The 15,994-nt window shown below is 39.2% G+C and carries 12 protein-coding genes; 8 read left to right on the forward strand and 4 right to left on the reverse strand.

Annotated elements, in window-relative coordinates; genetic code table 11:
* Nucleotides 1-49: 49 nt before the first annotated feature.
* Entirely contained in the window at nucleotides 50-1,315 is a 1,266-nt protein-coding gene (locus tag H0185_RS07545; RefSeq protein WP_221872692.1) for a peptidase, read from the forward strand.
* 135 nt (nucleotides 1,316-1,450) lie between these two features.
* Nucleotides 1,451-2,305: a putative beta-lysine N-acetyltransferase gene (ablB, locus tag H0185_RS07550; RefSeq protein ID WP_221872694.1), complete on the forward strand. Its 855-nt coding sequence runs from the start codon at nucleotides 1,451-1,453 to the stop codon at nucleotides 2,303-2,305.
* 67 nt (nucleotides 2,306-2,372) lie between these two features.
* On the opposite strand, the gene H0185_RS07555 is transcribed toward ablB, so the two are convergent.
* Nucleotides 2,373-3,356, reverse strand: coding sequence for an MBL fold metallo-hydrolase (locus H0185_RS07555; protein WP_221872696.1), 984 nt, complete (start codon nucleotides 3,354-3,356; stop codon nucleotides 2,373-2,375).
* A gap of 971 nt (nucleotides 3,357-4,327) precedes the next feature.
* Between H0185_RS07555 and H0185_RS07560 the strand changes: the two genes are divergently transcribed.
* The 3 genes from H0185_RS07560 to H0185_RS07570 all read left to right on the forward strand — a co-directional run bounded on the left by H0185_RS07560 (nucleotide 4,328) and on the right by H0185_RS07570 (nucleotide 7,565).
* Nucleotides 4,328-5,689 (forward strand): sigma-54 interaction domain-containing protein, encoded by a 1,362-nt coding sequence (locus tag H0185_RS07560; protein WP_343223106.1) that lies wholly within the window; start codon nucleotides 4,328-4,330, stop codon nucleotides 5,687-5,689.
* A gap of 150 nt (nucleotides 5,690-5,839) precedes the next feature.
* The gene (gene kamA, locus H0185_RS07565) at nucleotides 5,840-7,273 is read left to right on the forward strand and encodes a lysine 2,3-aminomutase (RefSeq protein ID WP_221872700.1); all 1,434 of its coding nucleotides are present in this window, start codon (nucleotides 5,840-5,842) and stop codon (nucleotides 7,271-7,273) included.
* Nucleotides 7,266-7,565: a YokU family protein gene (locus H0185_RS07570; protein WP_221872702.1), complete on the forward strand. Its 300-nt coding sequence runs from the start codon at nucleotides 7,266-7,268 to the stop codon at nucleotides 7,563-7,565. The genes kamA and H0185_RS07570 overlap by 8 nt, the downstream gene beginning before the upstream one ends.
* A gap of 65 nt (nucleotides 7,566-7,630) precedes the next feature.
* Here the strand turns inward: H0185_RS07570 and H0185_RS07575 are convergent, their stop codons facing one another.
* Both H0185_RS07575 and H0185_RS07580 read right to left on the reverse strand, forming a co-directional pair.
* A complete protein-coding gene (locus tag H0185_RS07575; RefSeq protein WP_221873076.1) occupies nucleotides 7,631-8,578 on the reverse strand; it encodes an arsenic resistance protein in 948 nt (315 codons plus the stop codon).
* A 181-nt stretch (nucleotides 8,579-8,759) separates the two neighbouring features.
* Nucleotides 8,760-8,924, reverse strand: a complete 165-nt coding sequence (locus H0185_RS07580; protein ID WP_221872704.1) for a hypothetical protein — start codon at nucleotides 8,922-8,924, stop codon at nucleotides 8,760-8,762.
* A gap of 284 nt (nucleotides 8,925-9,208) precedes the next feature.
* Between H0185_RS07580 and H0185_RS07585 the strand changes: the two genes are divergently transcribed.
* Together H0185_RS07585 and H0185_RS24240 are read left to right on the forward strand one after the other, a co-directional pair.
* Nucleotides 9,209-10,174: a prolyl oligopeptidase family serine peptidase gene (locus tag H0185_RS07585; protein ID WP_246629062.1), complete on the forward strand. Its 966-nt coding sequence runs from the start codon at nucleotides 9,209-9,211 to the stop codon at nucleotides 10,172-10,174.
* A gap of 61 nt (nucleotides 10,175-10,235) precedes the next feature.
* Nucleotides 10,236-10,358 (forward strand): hypothetical protein, encoded by a 123-nt coding sequence (locus H0185_RS24240; protein WP_281427588.1) that lies wholly within the window; start codon nucleotides 10,236-10,238, stop codon nucleotides 10,356-10,358.
* Nucleotides 10,359-10,403: 45 nt separating this feature from the next.
* Here the strand turns inward: H0185_RS24240 and gltC are convergent, their stop codons facing one another.
* Nucleotides 10,404-11,306 (reverse strand): glutamate biosynthesis transcriptional regulator GltC, encoded by a 903-nt coding sequence (gene gltC, locus H0185_RS07590; RefSeq protein WP_221872706.1) that lies wholly within the window; start codon nucleotides 11,304-11,306, stop codon nucleotides 10,404-10,406.
* 127 nt (nucleotides 11,307-11,433) lie between these two features.
* Between gltC and gltB the strand changes: the two genes are divergently transcribed.
* Nucleotides 11,434-15,981, forward strand: coding sequence for a glutamate synthase large subunit (gene gltB, locus H0185_RS07595; protein WP_221872708.1), 4,548 nt, complete (start codon nucleotides 11,434-11,436; stop codon nucleotides 15,979-15,981).
* Nucleotides 15,982-15,994 lie beyond the last annotated feature (13 nt).

Below are 15,994 nucleotides of genomic sequence, written 5' to 3' on the forward strand. Positions count from 1 at the left end.
AAATCTTTAGGAAACAGCCTAAGTTAATAGATAGATAGGAGGCAACTGTGTGGAGGAGGAGAAAAGAAAGGTAAGAGAATATATTTTGCGTCATCAGAGTAAGGGAGTAAGATACCTACAGAGGGTGGTTCAGGAAGGGAGTATCCGAGGACAGGAGAGCAGTGCGCAGGCTATTATCATTGAGAAATGTCGTGAACTCGGGATGACGATGGACATTTGGGAGATTGGGGGAGAATCGTTAACGAACCACCCAGTCTTTTGCTCAGATCGGAACGACTTTAAAGGGAATCCGAATGCTGTGGGTATTTTAAAAGGAGCCGGAGGGGGGAGATCCCTTATTCTAAATGGCCATATCGATGTTGTTCCAGTCGGGGATTTAAATTCATGGGAACATGATCCTTTCAGTGGCCATGTAGAGAGTGGAAAACTATATGGTCGAGGATCAACGGACATGAAGGGTGGCACGATTTCTCTACTACTTGCATTAGAAGCGATTATTAATAGTGGAATTACCTTAAAGGGCGATGTCATTTTTCAAAGTGTGATAGAGGAAGAAAGTGGAGGGGCCGGAACACTAGCAGCAGTTCTGAGAGGCTACAAAGCAGACGGTGCAATTATTCCTGAACCAACCAATATGAAATTTTTCCCGAAACAACAAGGTTCAATGTGGTTCAGAATTAAAGTGAAAGGAAAGCAAGCGCATGGTGGAACAAGGTATGAAGGGGTCAGTGCCATCGAGAAGGCAGAAATCTTATTACAAGAAATAAGAAATTTGGAGAATAAAAGAAACAGTAGAATCACAGATTCACTTTTTTCAAGTATTCCAATTCCTATTCCAATCAATATTGGCAAATTTAGTAGTGGAAGTTGGCCATCCTCAGTTCCAGATATAGCCATTATCGAGGGAAGGATGGGCGTAGCACCAGACGAAACGATGGAACATGCGAAACAAGAACTGGAGCAGGCTTTACAGGAGACTTCAAACGGGGATTCTTGGCTTAAGGAGAACCCTCCAATTGTGGAATGGTTCGGAGCAAGCTGGCTTCCCGGAGATTTAGAAATCCATCATGATTTAGTGAGGGTCTTGAGTGAAAGTTTTACTGAAGTGAAATCCATTAGTCCGATTATTGAAGCTTCACCTTGGGCAACCGATGGGGGGATACTAAATAAGGTTGGTGGTGTCCCCGTTGTTGTTTTTGGCCCAGGTGTTACCAAGATGGCGCATGATGCCAATGAGTATATTGAACTTAAGGATGTATTTGAAGCGGCTGAAATCATTGCGATTGCGATTATGAAATGGTGTGGAACAGAATAAGGTGTGGCTACTATTTTCCACCTGCTAACACGGGTAACCAACTTAAGAGTATCTATTTGGTATGAATATATTAGTTGAACTTTCGAGACAGCCTGGTACATCCATAGATACCAGGCTTTTGAAAGGGGTGAAACCATGGAGGAAAGTAAAAGTATTAAGAAACAACACGCTGATTTCACAATGGAAGTATTTCTAGATCCATATAACCGTAGAGTAAGAATTGATGATTATCAAGGAAATATCGATAAAATCATTGCTGAGAGTGATATCCTTGCAAAAGAAAACAATGCTGAAAAATTAATTGTGAAATCAAGGATGGAACACTTTGGCATATTTTTGGAAAAGGGATTCAGGTGTGAAGGGCGAATTGAAGGCTATTTCCTTGGTTCAGATTGTTTGTTTTTCACAAAGTTTTATTCCGTCCAACGAAAAGAAACCAACCATTGGCTTAAGGAAGAAGCCATTATGCACAGTGTTTCTCTATTAGAGAGTCAATCAAACTATGTTCATCCACCGACACAGTATACGCTGAAAAAAATGGAGGAGAAGGATGCAAGTAGGCTTGCGAAACTTTATCAGCAGGTTTTCCAAATCTATCCGACACCGTTAAATGAGTCAAATTATATAAGAAAAACGATGAAGGAGGGCACTATTTACTATGGCTTTGAGTATGACGGGACGATTGTCAGTGCAGCCTCTGCTGAAGTTAATATTTTTTATAAAAATGCCGAATTGACTGATTGTGCGACTCTAACAGAACATCGAAAATACGGATTAATGAAGGTTTTGCTTATCAGGCTTGAAAAGGAGCTGAAGGAGAAGGGGATTTATTGTTCCTATTCAATTGCAAGGTCTCTTTCGTTTGGAATGAATGCTGCCTTGCAACAGCTTGGTTATCGATATCAGGGAAGGCTAATCAACAATTGTTATATATTTGATAAGTTGGAAGACATGAATATTTGGGTTAAAGACTTATCTTTGAATAGTTAATAAGGTCCATAAGAAAAAGCACTCTTTGTGAGTGCTCAGTGAGCTATTTTGCAATTGGATCTCGAGGTTAGACTTTAATATTACTGGGAAGGGAATAATGCCACACTCCGTTAATGAAATCCTTGTTAACCTTTTTTTGTATCTCTAAATAATCCAAATGGCTAACTACTTCTGAGACAACAAGTGGAAATTGTTCATAGTAAGTCTTTTTATAATAGGTTTCAGCAAGGTCATTTACCGTTGCTATTCCATTTTGAATTAACTTGAGAAATCGATGTGCTTTGTCCTCAATTCGTTCCAACCTTTTTGCGATTAAATCATTTGGATTCTCAATCATATCTCCGTGGCCAGAAAAAACGATAGCAGCTTGAAGGGAAGAACATTGTATTAAGGAGTCTCTTTGCTGCACAAGACTATAAAGTCGATTCCCATTCTCATCTGGTTCAATAAATGCATTGCTTGAAATATGCTCAAGTAACAAATCTCCAGAAAATAGCCAATTCCTTTTTTTATCCCAAAATGCGATGTGATCAGGCGCATGTCCGGGTATTTCTAGCACATTATAATGTAAAAAATGTGGATTTTTGATTTCCTTAATATCAGTTTGAATCGCTTGATGTTTATTTTTCTTGATCGATTTTCTTAGATATTGGATTTGTTTATCACCAAGTTCACCACAACCCATCTCTTTATATACGTTATCATAAAAGCTTATTCTGTTTTCCAAGAACTGAGGATCTCTTTTTAGGCGTGGAACCGAAAGAGGCGATGCAAAAACGGGAATTGGGTGTAAGGATACGATTCGATTTACTAACCCAACGTGGTCAAAATGGTGATGCGTGAGGATAATTTCTGTTATATCCTCTAACCTTAGATCGTTCTTTTCCAATTCTAATTGCAGTGCATTCCAACATGTTTCATCGTCAAGTCCTGCATCTATTAACGAAAGACCATTTTCGTGTTTTACTAAAAAGAAATTTATTGTTTTTAAATTTTGAGCAGGGACAATGATTGGATAAACGTCGCATCCATCTTTACTATAATGGTCCAAATTCTACACCTCTTTTTTAAAGTACATTGTTGTTTTTCATGCGTTAATTGGAGTGGAAGTCACAATGACTCCTGCGGGAGTACATTGTGACTACATTTCCTTTTTGCTACCTGGCACTGTCCGTACTTTAACCTTATCGGACTCAGATTACGTTTTTCAATCTGTTGCTGTCCGAACCCAACTCTTATTCGGACTCAGATTACGTTTTTCAATCTGTTGCTGTCCGAACCCAACTCGCATTCGGACTCAGATTACGTTTTTCAATCAGTTGGTGTCCGAACACAACTCGCATTCGGACTCAGATTTCGTTTTTCAATCTGTTGCTGTCCGAACGCAACTCTCATTCGGACTCAGATTACGTTTTTTAATCTGTTGCTGTCCGAACACAACCTTCATTCGGACTCAGATTCCGTTTTTCAATCTGGTGCTGTCCGAACACATCCTTCATTCGGACTCAGATTCCGTTTTTTCAATCTGTTGCTGTCCGAACGCAACTCTCATTCGGACTCAGATTTCGTTTTTCAATCTGTTGCTGTCCGAACGCAACTCTCATTCAGACTCAGATTTCGTTTCTTAATCTGTTGCTGTCCGAACACAACTCTCATTCGGACTCACTTTCCGTTTTTCTCCCTGGTCCGGACAAAACCCAGTACGGGGGCAGGGGAGACACCGCCGGCGCTTGTGCGCCAGGCACGCCCGGGGAAAGCTTACACGCCTGGTGCTTAAATCAACACACACCTTTAACACAGCCATTTTATTAAAGTATGGCTTTAGTTTAGAAAATTCATAATTTTATAATACATGATATCATACCTTGTACCAACTATTTAATTTCCTTCTGTAAAGACTATATCTGTTTTTAACCTTAAATTTAGGGTCTAAAAACCAATAAACTGCCGATTTCTTAGCAATAGGTGCCGATTTATCGGCACACTTATGATTAAGGAAAGGGAGGTGAGACAGTGGATAGGATTCCTATAATGACTGAGGAGTTTCTTGGTGCCATTCTAGGAAGCATTGATGAGGCCATCCATGCAGTCAATACAGATGGAATTACGATTTATTATAATGAAGTAGCCGCAAAGCATGATGGTTTAGAAAAGCAGGAAGTATTAGGCAAACCTCTTTTAAGTGTTTTTCCCTCTTTAAATGAAAAATCGAGTACACTTCTAAACGTCTTAAAGAGTAGAGAACCGTTGTATAATAAAACTCAAACCTTTGTAAATCTGCACGGGAAACGGATTGAGACAGTCAATACAACACTCCCTATTGTTGTGAATGACCAGATTATGGGGGCAGTTGAGATTGCTAAGGATTACACGAGGTTGAAGGAGTTAGCAGAGAAACTTGTTGATATCCAAAGGAGCATTAAACCAGTAACCGTAAAAAACGACGGGCAACAGGCAAGCTATACATTCGAAGATCTCCTCACGAAAAATGAAAACTTTAATCAAACAAAGAAAAGAGCTGAAAAACTTGCTCCATCTTCTTCTCCTATTTTGATATTCGGGGAAAGCGGAACGGGGAAGGAATTGTTTGTTCACGCGATTCATCAAGCTTCAAAACGTTGTAACGGACCATTCGTTGCGCAAAATTGTGCAGCGATTCCTGAAAGTCTCTTGGAAAGTATCCTATTTGGAACATCCAAAGGGGGATACACAGATGCAGTTGATCGACCCGGTTTGTTTGAACTTGCAGACGGAGGAACGCTATTTCTTGATGAGTTGCATGCCATGCCAATGTTACTTCAGGCAAAGTTATTACGAGTGCTTGAAGATGGGGTGATCAGAAGAGTAGGTGGTTTAAGTGTGCAAAAGGTTAATGTCCGTGTAATCTCTGCTATGAATATCGACCCACAAAAAGCACTCCGGGAAAAGCAGTTAAGGGAGGACTTATTTTACCGGCTGAATGTTCTCACATTTGAGTTAATACCACTAAGACAAAGGCAAGAGGATATTCTGTTTTTAGCAGCTAAATTCATTCATACTTTCAATCACCAAATGGGGAAGAACGTCGTAGGATTAACGGAAGAGACTGCAAGACTATTCAAGTCACATACCTGGCCAGGGAATGTTCGTGAGTTAAAGCATACGGTAGAATATATGATGAGTGTCAGTGAAACAGAGGTCTTGTCTCTAGCCCATTTGCCTCCAATGTTAAAGAAATCCTTATCTTCTCTCTCGCATCAGAGAAGCAATTTAAAACAGCAGCTAAAACAATATGAGAATAAGTTAATTGAAGCTGCCTTAATCGAAAGTGAGGGAAATGTCCAAAAAGCAGCACGTATTCTTGGTATTCCAAGGCAAACGCTGCAGTACAAATTAAAAAAGTAACACAGCCTGCCGAAATTTTAGCAGGCTATTTTTATTGGAAACTTAGCGTTATTCCCTAATGGTTTCATTCTGCTAATCCCCCTTCCAGTTGTTCCCTTTGGCATAATAATTGCATATTAGATAATTAAATAGGTTTGAGGGGGATTTCACATGAAATCATTTGTATATAAACCTTCTCGTCATTGGAAGGATATTGAGTTATGGAAGAATGTCACAGAAGAGCAATGGAATGATTGGCTATGGCAACTAACGAATACGATAAGAACCTTGGAGGATTTAAAAAAGGTGATTAATCTGACTCCAGAAGAAGAAGAAGGAGTCAGAATTTCTACAAAGACAATCCCACTTAATATCACGCCTTATTATGCCTCTTTAATGGATCCGGATGATCCCCGCTGTCCAGTACGGATGCAGTCGGTTCCAATTGGAAAAGAGATATTAAAAACAAAATATGACTTGGAAGATCCGTTGCATGAAGATGAGGATTCCCCAGTTGCGGGTCTAACCCATCGCTATCCAGACAGAGTGCTGTTCCTGGTTACGAATCAATGCTCTATGTATTGCCGTTATTGTACGAGAAGAAGGTTTTCAGGCCAAATCGGTATGGGAGTTCCGAAAAAACAATTGGATGCGGCAATAAATTATATCAAAAATACGGAAGAAGTAAGAGACGTGCTCATTTCAGGTGGAGATGGGTTACTCATAAATGATACTATTCTTGAATATATTTTGAAGAACCTTAGAGAAATTGACCATGTTGAAATAATCCGAATAGGAACAAGGGCTCCTGTTGTGTTTCCCCAACGAATTACTGAAAATCTCTGCAATATTTTGAAAAAATACCATCCAGTTTGGCTTAATACGCATTTTAACACCTCAATTGAAATTACCGAAGAATCTAAGAAGGCTTGTGAGATGTTAGCCAATGCTGGTGTTCCTGTTGGCAATCAGGCGGTCATACTTGCTGGTATCAACGATAGTGTAGCTATTATGAAAAAGCTCATGCATGACTTAGTAAAGATTCGGGTTCGTCCATATTATATTTATCAATGTGATTTGTCTGAAGGGATTGGCCACTTTCGTGCTCCTGTTTCAAAAGGCCTCGAAATCATCGAAGGACTACGAGGACATACGAGTGGGTATGCAGTCCCGACTTTTGTCGTTGATGCACCAGGTGGCGGTGGGAAAATTGCGCTTCAACCAAATTATTTAATATCTCAGAGTCCGGATAAGGTTGTTCTGCGTAATTTTGAAGGGGTAATCACTTCTTACCCTGAGCCGGAAAACTATGTTCCAGGGCGTGCAGAAGAATATTATAAAAAAATCTATCCTGATTATGAAAAGAAAAAATCAAATGTTGGGATTGCCGCCGTAATAAACGATAGCAAATTTAATTTAATACCAGATGATCTGCAGCGGCTTGATAGACGACAAAAATATGAAACTGATCCGTCTCGTTCCTCATTAAAAGATAAGCGTGAAAAACGTGATCAATTGAAGGAAAGGAAGTTTCAGGCCGAACAAAAGAAAAGTACTTCTCAGCAGCAAAGCAAACCTTCTGAAGGGTTAAAGTCAAATGAGTAAGGGGATTGGGGTTAACGTATCGTGCGAATGGTGTCTAAGTGAAGCAGAAATGGGGGAGAACACCGTATATTGGGAGCTGCCAGATGGCACGAGAGCTGTGGAAATTACAAATGTACCATCCATAATCTGTTCAGCTTGTGGGATGGTTTATCCACCCGATGAGGTAACGAAAGAAATTGAGGATCAGTTACTCTTAGTTGATACAAAAAAGATCACTAAAACCATAATGTATACAGATTTACTATCATTACCGAGGCTTTTGAAGCGGAATTATTTTGATTTCACCTCTTGAAATATTCCAAGTAAAAATAACGTAACAAAGCACACATTTGTTGTGTGCTTTTAATTGCTTTTCACCTATTTCCTTTTAGAAATACCGATTAGTACCTGAGTGATCGTTGCAAGAATTGGGAGTTCTAGCAATGGACCAATAACCAAAGTTAAAGAGATTAATGGTTGTTCTGGAAATGCGGTCATCGCCATCGCTAATGCGATTGGTGAATTCCTTGCTAAAGTAGTAAGACTTAAGCTAACTCTGTCGGTTTTTGAAAATTGCATCCATTTCCCCATTTTTTGACCAACAAAAAGGTTCACAAAGAAAAATAATAAAATGGGAATACTGATTTGCCACAATAAGTCTAGATGATCCAGCAATAGCTTCCCTTGTGAAGCAAACATAGCTACGATTGCAACGCTAAGGAAAATCATCGGGAACATGCTAAGTTTGACTACAATTATTTCCTTTAACTGAGGCTGACTTCTTAATAATCTTTTAGTCAGTATAGTTAAAGTCAATGGGATTAATAGAACGAACAAAATACTTTCCAAAAGAAAATTCAACTGAATAACTTCAGTAGTTCCACCAAAGATTAGAAGATAAACAGGTAGCAATATCACTTGTAGAATTAAATTTAATGGTAGAATTGCTGCTGATAATGAAACATTTCCTTTTGCAATTCCTGTAAAGATTAAATACCAATCTGTACAAGGCGTGACCAATAGCATGATAAATCCTATGTATAATGCTGGCTGATCACCTAAAAACAGCATTGCAAGTAACCAAGCAATAAAAGGTGTCCAAATGAAGTTTATAGTGATTGATGTGAGTGTAAACCTCTTATTTTTAAATGCTTTCTTCAAGTCTTCTAGTGGGATTTGTAAGAAAGAAATATATAACATGGCCATAAGTAAAGGAATAATGAAGCTTTCTGCATTCTCTCTAATCATTTGAATTTGGCCAAGACTTATTCCAATAATACCTGCAAGAAGAATAATAAAAGGATATAACTTCTCAAATAAACTCAGTTAAAATCACACCTTACCAAATTAATAAAACACAGATAATCTTATCATAATTTGATGTGTACAGGTGCAGGTTTCATAGTCAAAAAGAAATCATAAAAACATTCTTTTGAAAAGTGGAGTTAAAAAAACACCTTGTAAAAAGGTGTTTTTTTGAATGAAATCTATTTTGTTTCTTTAAAGACTATAAGGATAGGTTTTTAGTGTCTTGGTTTGTAAGAGGCAAAGAAATGACTTTTCCGCCAATCTGAACATGGATGGTGTCTTTAAAAATTGCTTTAACAATTCCTTTAAGAGAAATAGTCGAATCGACAGATAAGTTATTTTTTTCTTGGTTTTCTGCTTTCATCTGTTATCACCTTCCATTGGTTTTTATTTAAACTTATCAACTAAATAGCTGGTTTCAAGTTTTGTTTATCAAACATGAAGCGTAGTTCAAGTATTCCACATGAATAACCGGATGTCAACGGAAAAACACTGTGAATAAGGGTAATAATTTTTTGATTTATAAGCACTTTTTGGGCTTAATAATGAGAACCTTTATTGCGGAATGTTTTATATCATTTTGAATAGAAAAAATGCCTTCACAAATACTAAAATGGTAAATTGAAATTAAGTAAATGAGGGTTAATCATGAAGAAATACATGACCTTGACAGCTTTCAGTGTGTTGGTTATCACGTTTAGTGTTATTTTTATTACCAACCCTTTATCAAGTAGTTCATCAAATATAGGTAGTGCAGAGACAAGAACAATAAAACCAAAGAAGAGTGCCCACTTTAATGTACGATTACAAGCGAATATACCCTATTACAAATATGGGGATAAAGAGCTGAAATTACATTTACTTATTCCCGATGATCATAAAAGTAAACGAAAACCCCTCATCATTTTTATTAAAGGCAGCAGCTGGGGGAAGGATAGACCACAAGATACATTTGCCTTTATTCCTCAATTGGTACAGCTTGCAAAAAGTGGTTATGTTGTAGCGAGTGTTGAACATCGTACAAGTCATGAAGCAAAGTTTCCTTCCCAAATACAAGATATTAAGGCTGCTGTTGTATTTTTAAAAGAGAAGGCACCAGAATATCAGATTAATCCGGAATTAGTGGGGGTGTGGGGAACTTCTTCAGGGGCACATCTTGCAGCACTAGTAGGTACAAGTTGTCATGTACCTGAACTTGAAGGAAGTAAGCGAACATCGAAAGTCAATTCCTGTGTTCAAGCCGTTGTTGACTGGTATGGACCAACCGATTTCCTGCAAATGAGTAAAGCGCCAATTAAGTATAATGCAGAGGACCCGGAGTCAGCTGAATCCTTACTGATAGGGGGTCCCTTACAAAATAACAAAGAAAAGGTCAGAAAAGCGAATCCAATTACTTACGTATCAGCTGAGACTCCACCGTTTTTAATCATGCATGGAGACAAAGATAAAAGGGTACCATTTAATCAAAGTGAACTATTATATGAAGCACTGAAAAAGGAAAATGTCGATGTTACCTTCTATAAAGTGAAAGGTGGAGGTCATGGAAGTGGTTTTTCAACTCCTGAGTTGATTAATCTTGTTCAAGGTTTCTTTGATAAACACCTAAAACCTTAAATAAAGTATTCAAATTAAGTGATAGTTAGTAAAACCCATTAAATGAGAGGTGTATGTGCAAGTGAAAAAAAGAAATGAGTATTTAGATCAAAGAAATGATTTTACAGGTCCCGATAAAGAGAAACGAAATTATCCCAAACGACCACAACATGTTCAAATTGAACAAGACAGAGAGAAGAATTAGTTAGACAAAAAAACAGCCGAGGCTGTTTTTTTGTCTATACAAACCTTATTTATATTGCTCAAGTATAGCAAAAAAGTTAATGACAAATTGGTAGAATATCTTTTCTGATGGAGCGATTTCTCTTGTTTTAGGAATGATAATTCCAACTGTTCTAGTTACCTTTGGATCAACGACGGGGATCTTCACAGTAAAACGGGGAACGGATTCTGAAATCGTACTATCTGGAAGAAGAGTCATACCAATTCCTGCTGATACCAGTCCCTTTAAGGCGTCCATATCCTCCCCTTCGGACGTGATGTTAGGACTAAAGCCAGCCTGTTTACATGCATCTACTACGAGTTGTCGAAGGACATAACCCTTTGGAAATAATACAAAGTCATCGGACCTTAAATCGGTTAGAGAGAGACTTTTATTTTTTGCTAAAGGATGTCCGATATGCACAAGTGCAGATAAACTTTCCGTAAACAATGTGGTTCCTTTTATATCAGCTTCATTGGTTGGAACGGGACCAAGAAAGGCTAAGTCAAGATCTCCGTTTTTGACAGCTTCTATTAAGGAAGCATATGAACCTTGATTTAAATGGAAGCTGATTTTGGGGTTTTTCTCTCTGAATGCAGAAACAATGGTTGGAAGTAGATGGCTGGCGAGGCTAGTAGGGTAACCAACCTTAATTGTGCCTTGTTCAGGATCTAAAAACTCTTCTACATGTTGCTTTGCATTGTCTAATTCCTTCAAGGCTTTTTTTACATGGGTCAGAAAGCTTTTGCCGATTTGTGTTAACTTTACGTTTCTACCCACTCTTTCAAACAGAGAAACTCCTAACTCGTCTTCAAGCTTGGAGATTTGTAGGCTAACGGCTGATTGGGCAACATGCAAATGGGCAGCGGCCTCTGTTACATGTTCACGCTTGGCTACTTCAGCAAAGTATTGCAATTGTCTTAATTCCATTTTATCCCTCCTATAATTCATATCGAATATAGATTGATTTTATTATAACTATATATTGTTTAATATCAATCTGAAAATTAAAATATTACTCAGGTGAAAAAAATCGGAAATCTTGGGGGAGATGAATATGACATTGCATCAAATACCAAAAGCACAAGGTCTCTACCGTCCTGAATTTGAACATGACGCATGTGGAATTGGATTATATGCCCACATAAAAGGGGACGCAACACATGAGATTGTAAAAAAGGGACTGGATATGCTTTGTAAACTTGATCATCGTGGTGGACAGGGGAGTGATCCACTGACAGGTGATGGAGCAGGATTAATGGTACAACTACCAGATGCGTTCTTTCGTAAAGAATGCTCGGAGATGAATCTACCCGAAGAAGGGCGCTATGGGGTAGGGATGCTGTTTTTTTCAAGCAACGACCCAAATAGAGAAGAGATCGAATCCTATCTTCACCATTTAATTGAAAAACAAGGGCAAGTTGTACTAGGCTGGCGGACTGTCCCTGTTGATATCGGAAAAATCGGAAAAAATGCACAGTCATCGGCTCCTATTATTCGCCAACTGTTTGTTGGCGCAAATGGCAATGGCCATGATGAATTATCTTTTGAACGAGATTTATATATTATTAGAAAACAGGCTGAGAATTGGGGGAAAAAAGAACAGAAGTCTTTTTACTTTGCAAGCTTTTCAAGTAGAACGATTGTATACAAGGGGCTTTTGACTCCTGAACAGGTTGATGCTTTCTACTTAGATCTACAAGATGAAAGGTTTGTTTCGGCGTTTGCATTAGTACATTCTCGGTTTAGTACAAATACCTTTCCAAGTTGGGAGCGTGCGCATCCTAATCGGTATTTGATTCATAACGGCGAGATTAACACTCTCCGTGGAAATATGAACTGGATGAAAGCTCGTGAAAAACAATTTATATCGGAGGCCTTTGGGAAAGATTTAGAAAAGGTTGTACCTGTTTTGGACATAGACGGAAGTGACTCTTCGGTTTTAGATAATGCTTTAGAATTCTTGGTGTTAGCTGGGCGAAAACCAGCACATGCTGCAAGGATGCTAATCCCTGAGCCGTGGGCGAAAAATCCTCATATGTCAAAGGAAAATCGAGCTTTTTACGAGTATCATAGTACCATGATGGAGCCGTGGGATGGACCAACTGCTATTTCCTTTACGGACGGGAAACAAATTGGAGCTATTTTAGATCGAAATGGACTTCGTCCAGCTCGTTATTATGTAACGAAAGATGATTATATTATTTTTTCTTCCGAGGTAGGAGTCATTGACGTTGAACCGGAGAATGTTGTGTTCAAGGACCGCTTAAGCCCAGGTAAGATGCTGTTAATTGACCTAGAGGAAGGGCGGATCATATCTGATGAGGAAATTAAAGCTGATTTAGCAAGGGAATACCCGTATGAACAATGGCTTTTTGAACAGCTTGTTCGTATAAAAGATATAAAGTTTCATATAGACGAGGAGGAAGTAACAGACCTTTCTATGCGTCAAAAAGCTTTTGGGTACACATATGAAGATATAAACAAATACTTAATTCCATTAGTTGCAGAAGGAAAAGACCCACTTGGGTCAATGGGAAATGATAGTCCACTAGCGATCTTATCGGATAAGCCACAATCTTTATTCAATTACTTTAAACAACTATTCGCACAGGTAACCAATCCACCGATTGATGCCATTCGTGAGGAAATTGTTACATCTACTGTCTCGTACTTAGGTAGAGAGGGGAATCTCCTCCATCCGAACGAAGAAAATTGTCAGCGAATTCAGCTCGAAACGCCAATCTTATCGAATGCGCAGTTAGCTTTATTAAAAACGAACTTATTAGAAGGTTTTGAGAGTAAAGAGATATACACTTTATTTTCTGGAAAATTAGAAGAGGCACTAGAAAGGATTTTCAAAGAGGCTGAAGAGGCCATTTCTAGTGGAGTTAGTCTAATTATTCTTTCAGATAAAAAGGTTACTAGAGAAGAGACGGCTGTACCGATTTTATTAGCAGCGAGTGCTCTTCATCAGCATCTTGTGCATAAAGGTTCTCGGACAAAAGTGAGTATTATTGTTGAATCGGGTGAAGCAAGGGAAGTCCACCATTTTGCAGCATTGATTGGGTATGGAGTTGATGCCATCAATCCATATCTAGCATTCGCAACTTATCACCAGGCTGTACAGGAAGGGAAAATTTCGGTCACATACGAAAAGGCTGTTGAGAAATATATTCAAGCAGTGACAGAAGGCGTTGTAAAAGTAATGTCAAAAATGGGGATCTCGACGGTACAAAGCTATCGGGGGGCGCAAATTTTCGAAGCTGTTGGAATCAGCCACAGCGTAATTGATCGCTATTTTACAGGAACAGCATCTCAGCTTGGTGGGAACGATATCGAAATCATAGAGAAGGAAGCAAAGCTTATTCATGATAAAGCCTTTTCCGATGATGATCCATCGCTTGAATCAGGGAGTGACTTCCAATGGCGTAAAACGGGAGAACACCACGCCTTCAACCCGAAAACGATTCACACTTTGCAATGGGCAACGCGGAAAAATGATTATAAGCTGTTTAAACAGTTCTCAAAAGCTGCCGATGAAGAAAGAATTGGTTTCCTCCGAAATTTATTTAGATTTAATTCCAGACAACAGTCAATTCCGTTGGAGGAAGTGGAATCTGTTGATTCCATCGTGAAAAGGTTTAAAACCGGCGCGATGTCGTTTGGCTCTTTAAGTAAAGAGGCTCATGAAACCTTGGCGATTGCGATGAACCGTTTAGGGGGTAAAAGTAATAGTGGCGAAGGTGGAGAAGACCCAAGTCGATTTACTCCAGATGAAAATGGTGATTTGCGGCGTAGTGCGATTAAACAGATTGCTTCTGGTCGCTTTGGGGTGAAAAGTCATTATTTAGTTCATGCTGATGAATTGCAAATTAAAATGGCCCAAGGTGCAAAGCCAGGGGAAGGTGGTCAACTTCCGGGAAACAAGGTATATCCATGGGTCGCTGATGTCCGTGGTTCAACTCCAGGGGTCGGGTTAATATCACCGCCACCGCATCATGATATATACTCCATTGAGGATTTAGCTCAACTAATTCATGATTTAAAAAATGCCAATAGGGATGCAAGAATCAGTGTGAAGCTTGTTTCTAAGGCTGGAGTTGGAACGATTGCTGCTGGTGTAGCAAAAGGTGCAGCAGACGTGATTGTTATTAGTGGCTATGACGGAGGTACAGGTGCTTCACCTAAAACGAGTATTAAACATACAGGTCTTCCGTGGGAGCTTGGTCTTGCTGAAGCACATCAAACACTGATGTTAAACGGACTACGTAATCGAGTCGTGTTGGAGACAGATGGTAAATTAATGACAGGTAAGGATGTTGTCATGGCTGCTCTGTTCGGAGCAGAAGAATTTGCGTTTGCAACCGCGCCACTTGTTGTACTAGGTTGCGTCATGATGAGAGCATGTCATTTAGATACTTGCCCAGTCGGTGTTGCCACACAGAACCCTGAGCTTCGGAAGAAGTTTGCTGGTGAAGCTGATTATATTGTGAACTATATGCGGTTTATTGCCGAAGAAGTTCGGGAATTCATGGCTGAGCTGGGATTTAGAAGTGTCGATGAAATGGTAGGGCGTACAGATGTGTTAACAGTAGGAGAACGGGCAAAAGCACACTGGAAAGCAAAGTATCTAGATTTATCCACGTTGGTGTATCAACCAAAAGGTGAACGAATTTTCAGTATACCGCAAAATCATAGAATTGATGAATCGCTTGATATTCAAAAATTGTTGCCTGCTGTTCAAGGGGCGTTAATACATCAGAACCCAGTTGATGTCCATTTTCCAATTACCAATGTAAACCGTGTAGTTGGAACGATTGTCGGAAGTGAAGTTACCAAGCTCTATGGAGAAGAGGGCTTACCAGAAGATACAATCATCCTGCGTTTTACTGGTTCCGCGGGGCAGAGTTTCGGTGCATTTGTACCAAAAGGAATGACTTTATTATTAACTGGTGATGTGAATGATTACATCGGAAAAGGACTATCTGGAGGGAAAATCGCTGTTAAATCTCACGAGCCCTCGAAGCTATACTCAGCTGGAAATGTCATTGCCGGAAATGTTGCCTTCTATGGAGCAACAAGCGGTGAAGCATATATCAGTGGTCGTGCTGGAGAACGTTTTGCCGTCCGTAACAGTGGAGCTAATTTAGTTGTTGAAGGGATCGGTGACCATGGGTGTGAATATATGACTGGTGGTCGTGTCGTTATTTTAGGTGATGTAGGGAAAAATTTCGGAGCTGGTATGTCTGGTGGAATTGCTTACGTCCTTGCAGATAATCATAATGAGTTTACAGAATTATGCAATATGGATATGGTTCAGTTAGAAAGAATAACCGAAGAAAACGAAATGAATGAGGTTAAAGAATTGGTGGAAAACCACTTGCGCTATACAGACAGTGCCAAAGCAAACTATGTGCTTGAGAACTGGGAGAATGTCTCTAAACAATTTGTTAAGATCATTCCAAATGATTTTAAGCGGATGGTAGGTAAGATTCAAGAACAAAAGGCTGCGGGCTTAACGGAAGAACAAGCAATTATGCGTGCCTTCGAAGCGAACGCAAAGCAGAAAAAACAAACTGAACAACCAGAATCGCTAGTATAGTAGGAAAGGGGAG

This window comes from Mesobacillus maritimus (genome assembly GCF_019749255.1).
Classification (GTDB): Bacteria; Bacillota; Bacilli; order Bacillales; family Cytobacillaceae; genus Mesobacillus_B; species Mesobacillus_B maritimus_A.

Bases quoted from the DNA above. Each gene is read 5' to 3' on its own strand.
- gltB (WP_221872708.1), top strand. From the start codon at position 11,434: ATGACATTGCATCAAATACCAAAAGCACAAGGTCTCTACCGTCCTGAA.
- gltC (WP_221872706.1), bottom strand. From the start codon at position 11,306: ATGGAATTAAGACAATTGCAATACTTTGCTGAAGTAGCCAAGCGTGAA.
- H0185_RS07570 (WP_221872702.1), top strand. From the start codon at position 7,266: ATGAGTAAGGGGATTGGGGTTAACGTATCGTGCGAATGGTGTCTAAGT.
- ablB (WP_221872694.1), top strand. From the start codon at position 1,451: ATGGAGGAAAGTAAAAGTATTAAGAAACAACACGCTGATTTCACAATG.
- H0185_RS07580 (WP_221872704.1), bottom strand. From the start codon at position 8,924: ATGAAAGCAGAAAACCAAGAAAAAAATAACTTATCTGTCGATTCGACT.
- kamA (WP_221872700.1), top strand. From the start codon at position 5,840: ATGAAATCATTTGTATATAAACCTTCTCGTCATTGGAAGGATATTGAG.
- H0185_RS07585 (WP_246629062.1), top strand. From the start codon at position 9,209: ATGAAGAAATACATGACCTTGACAGCTTTCAGTGTGTTGGTTATCACG.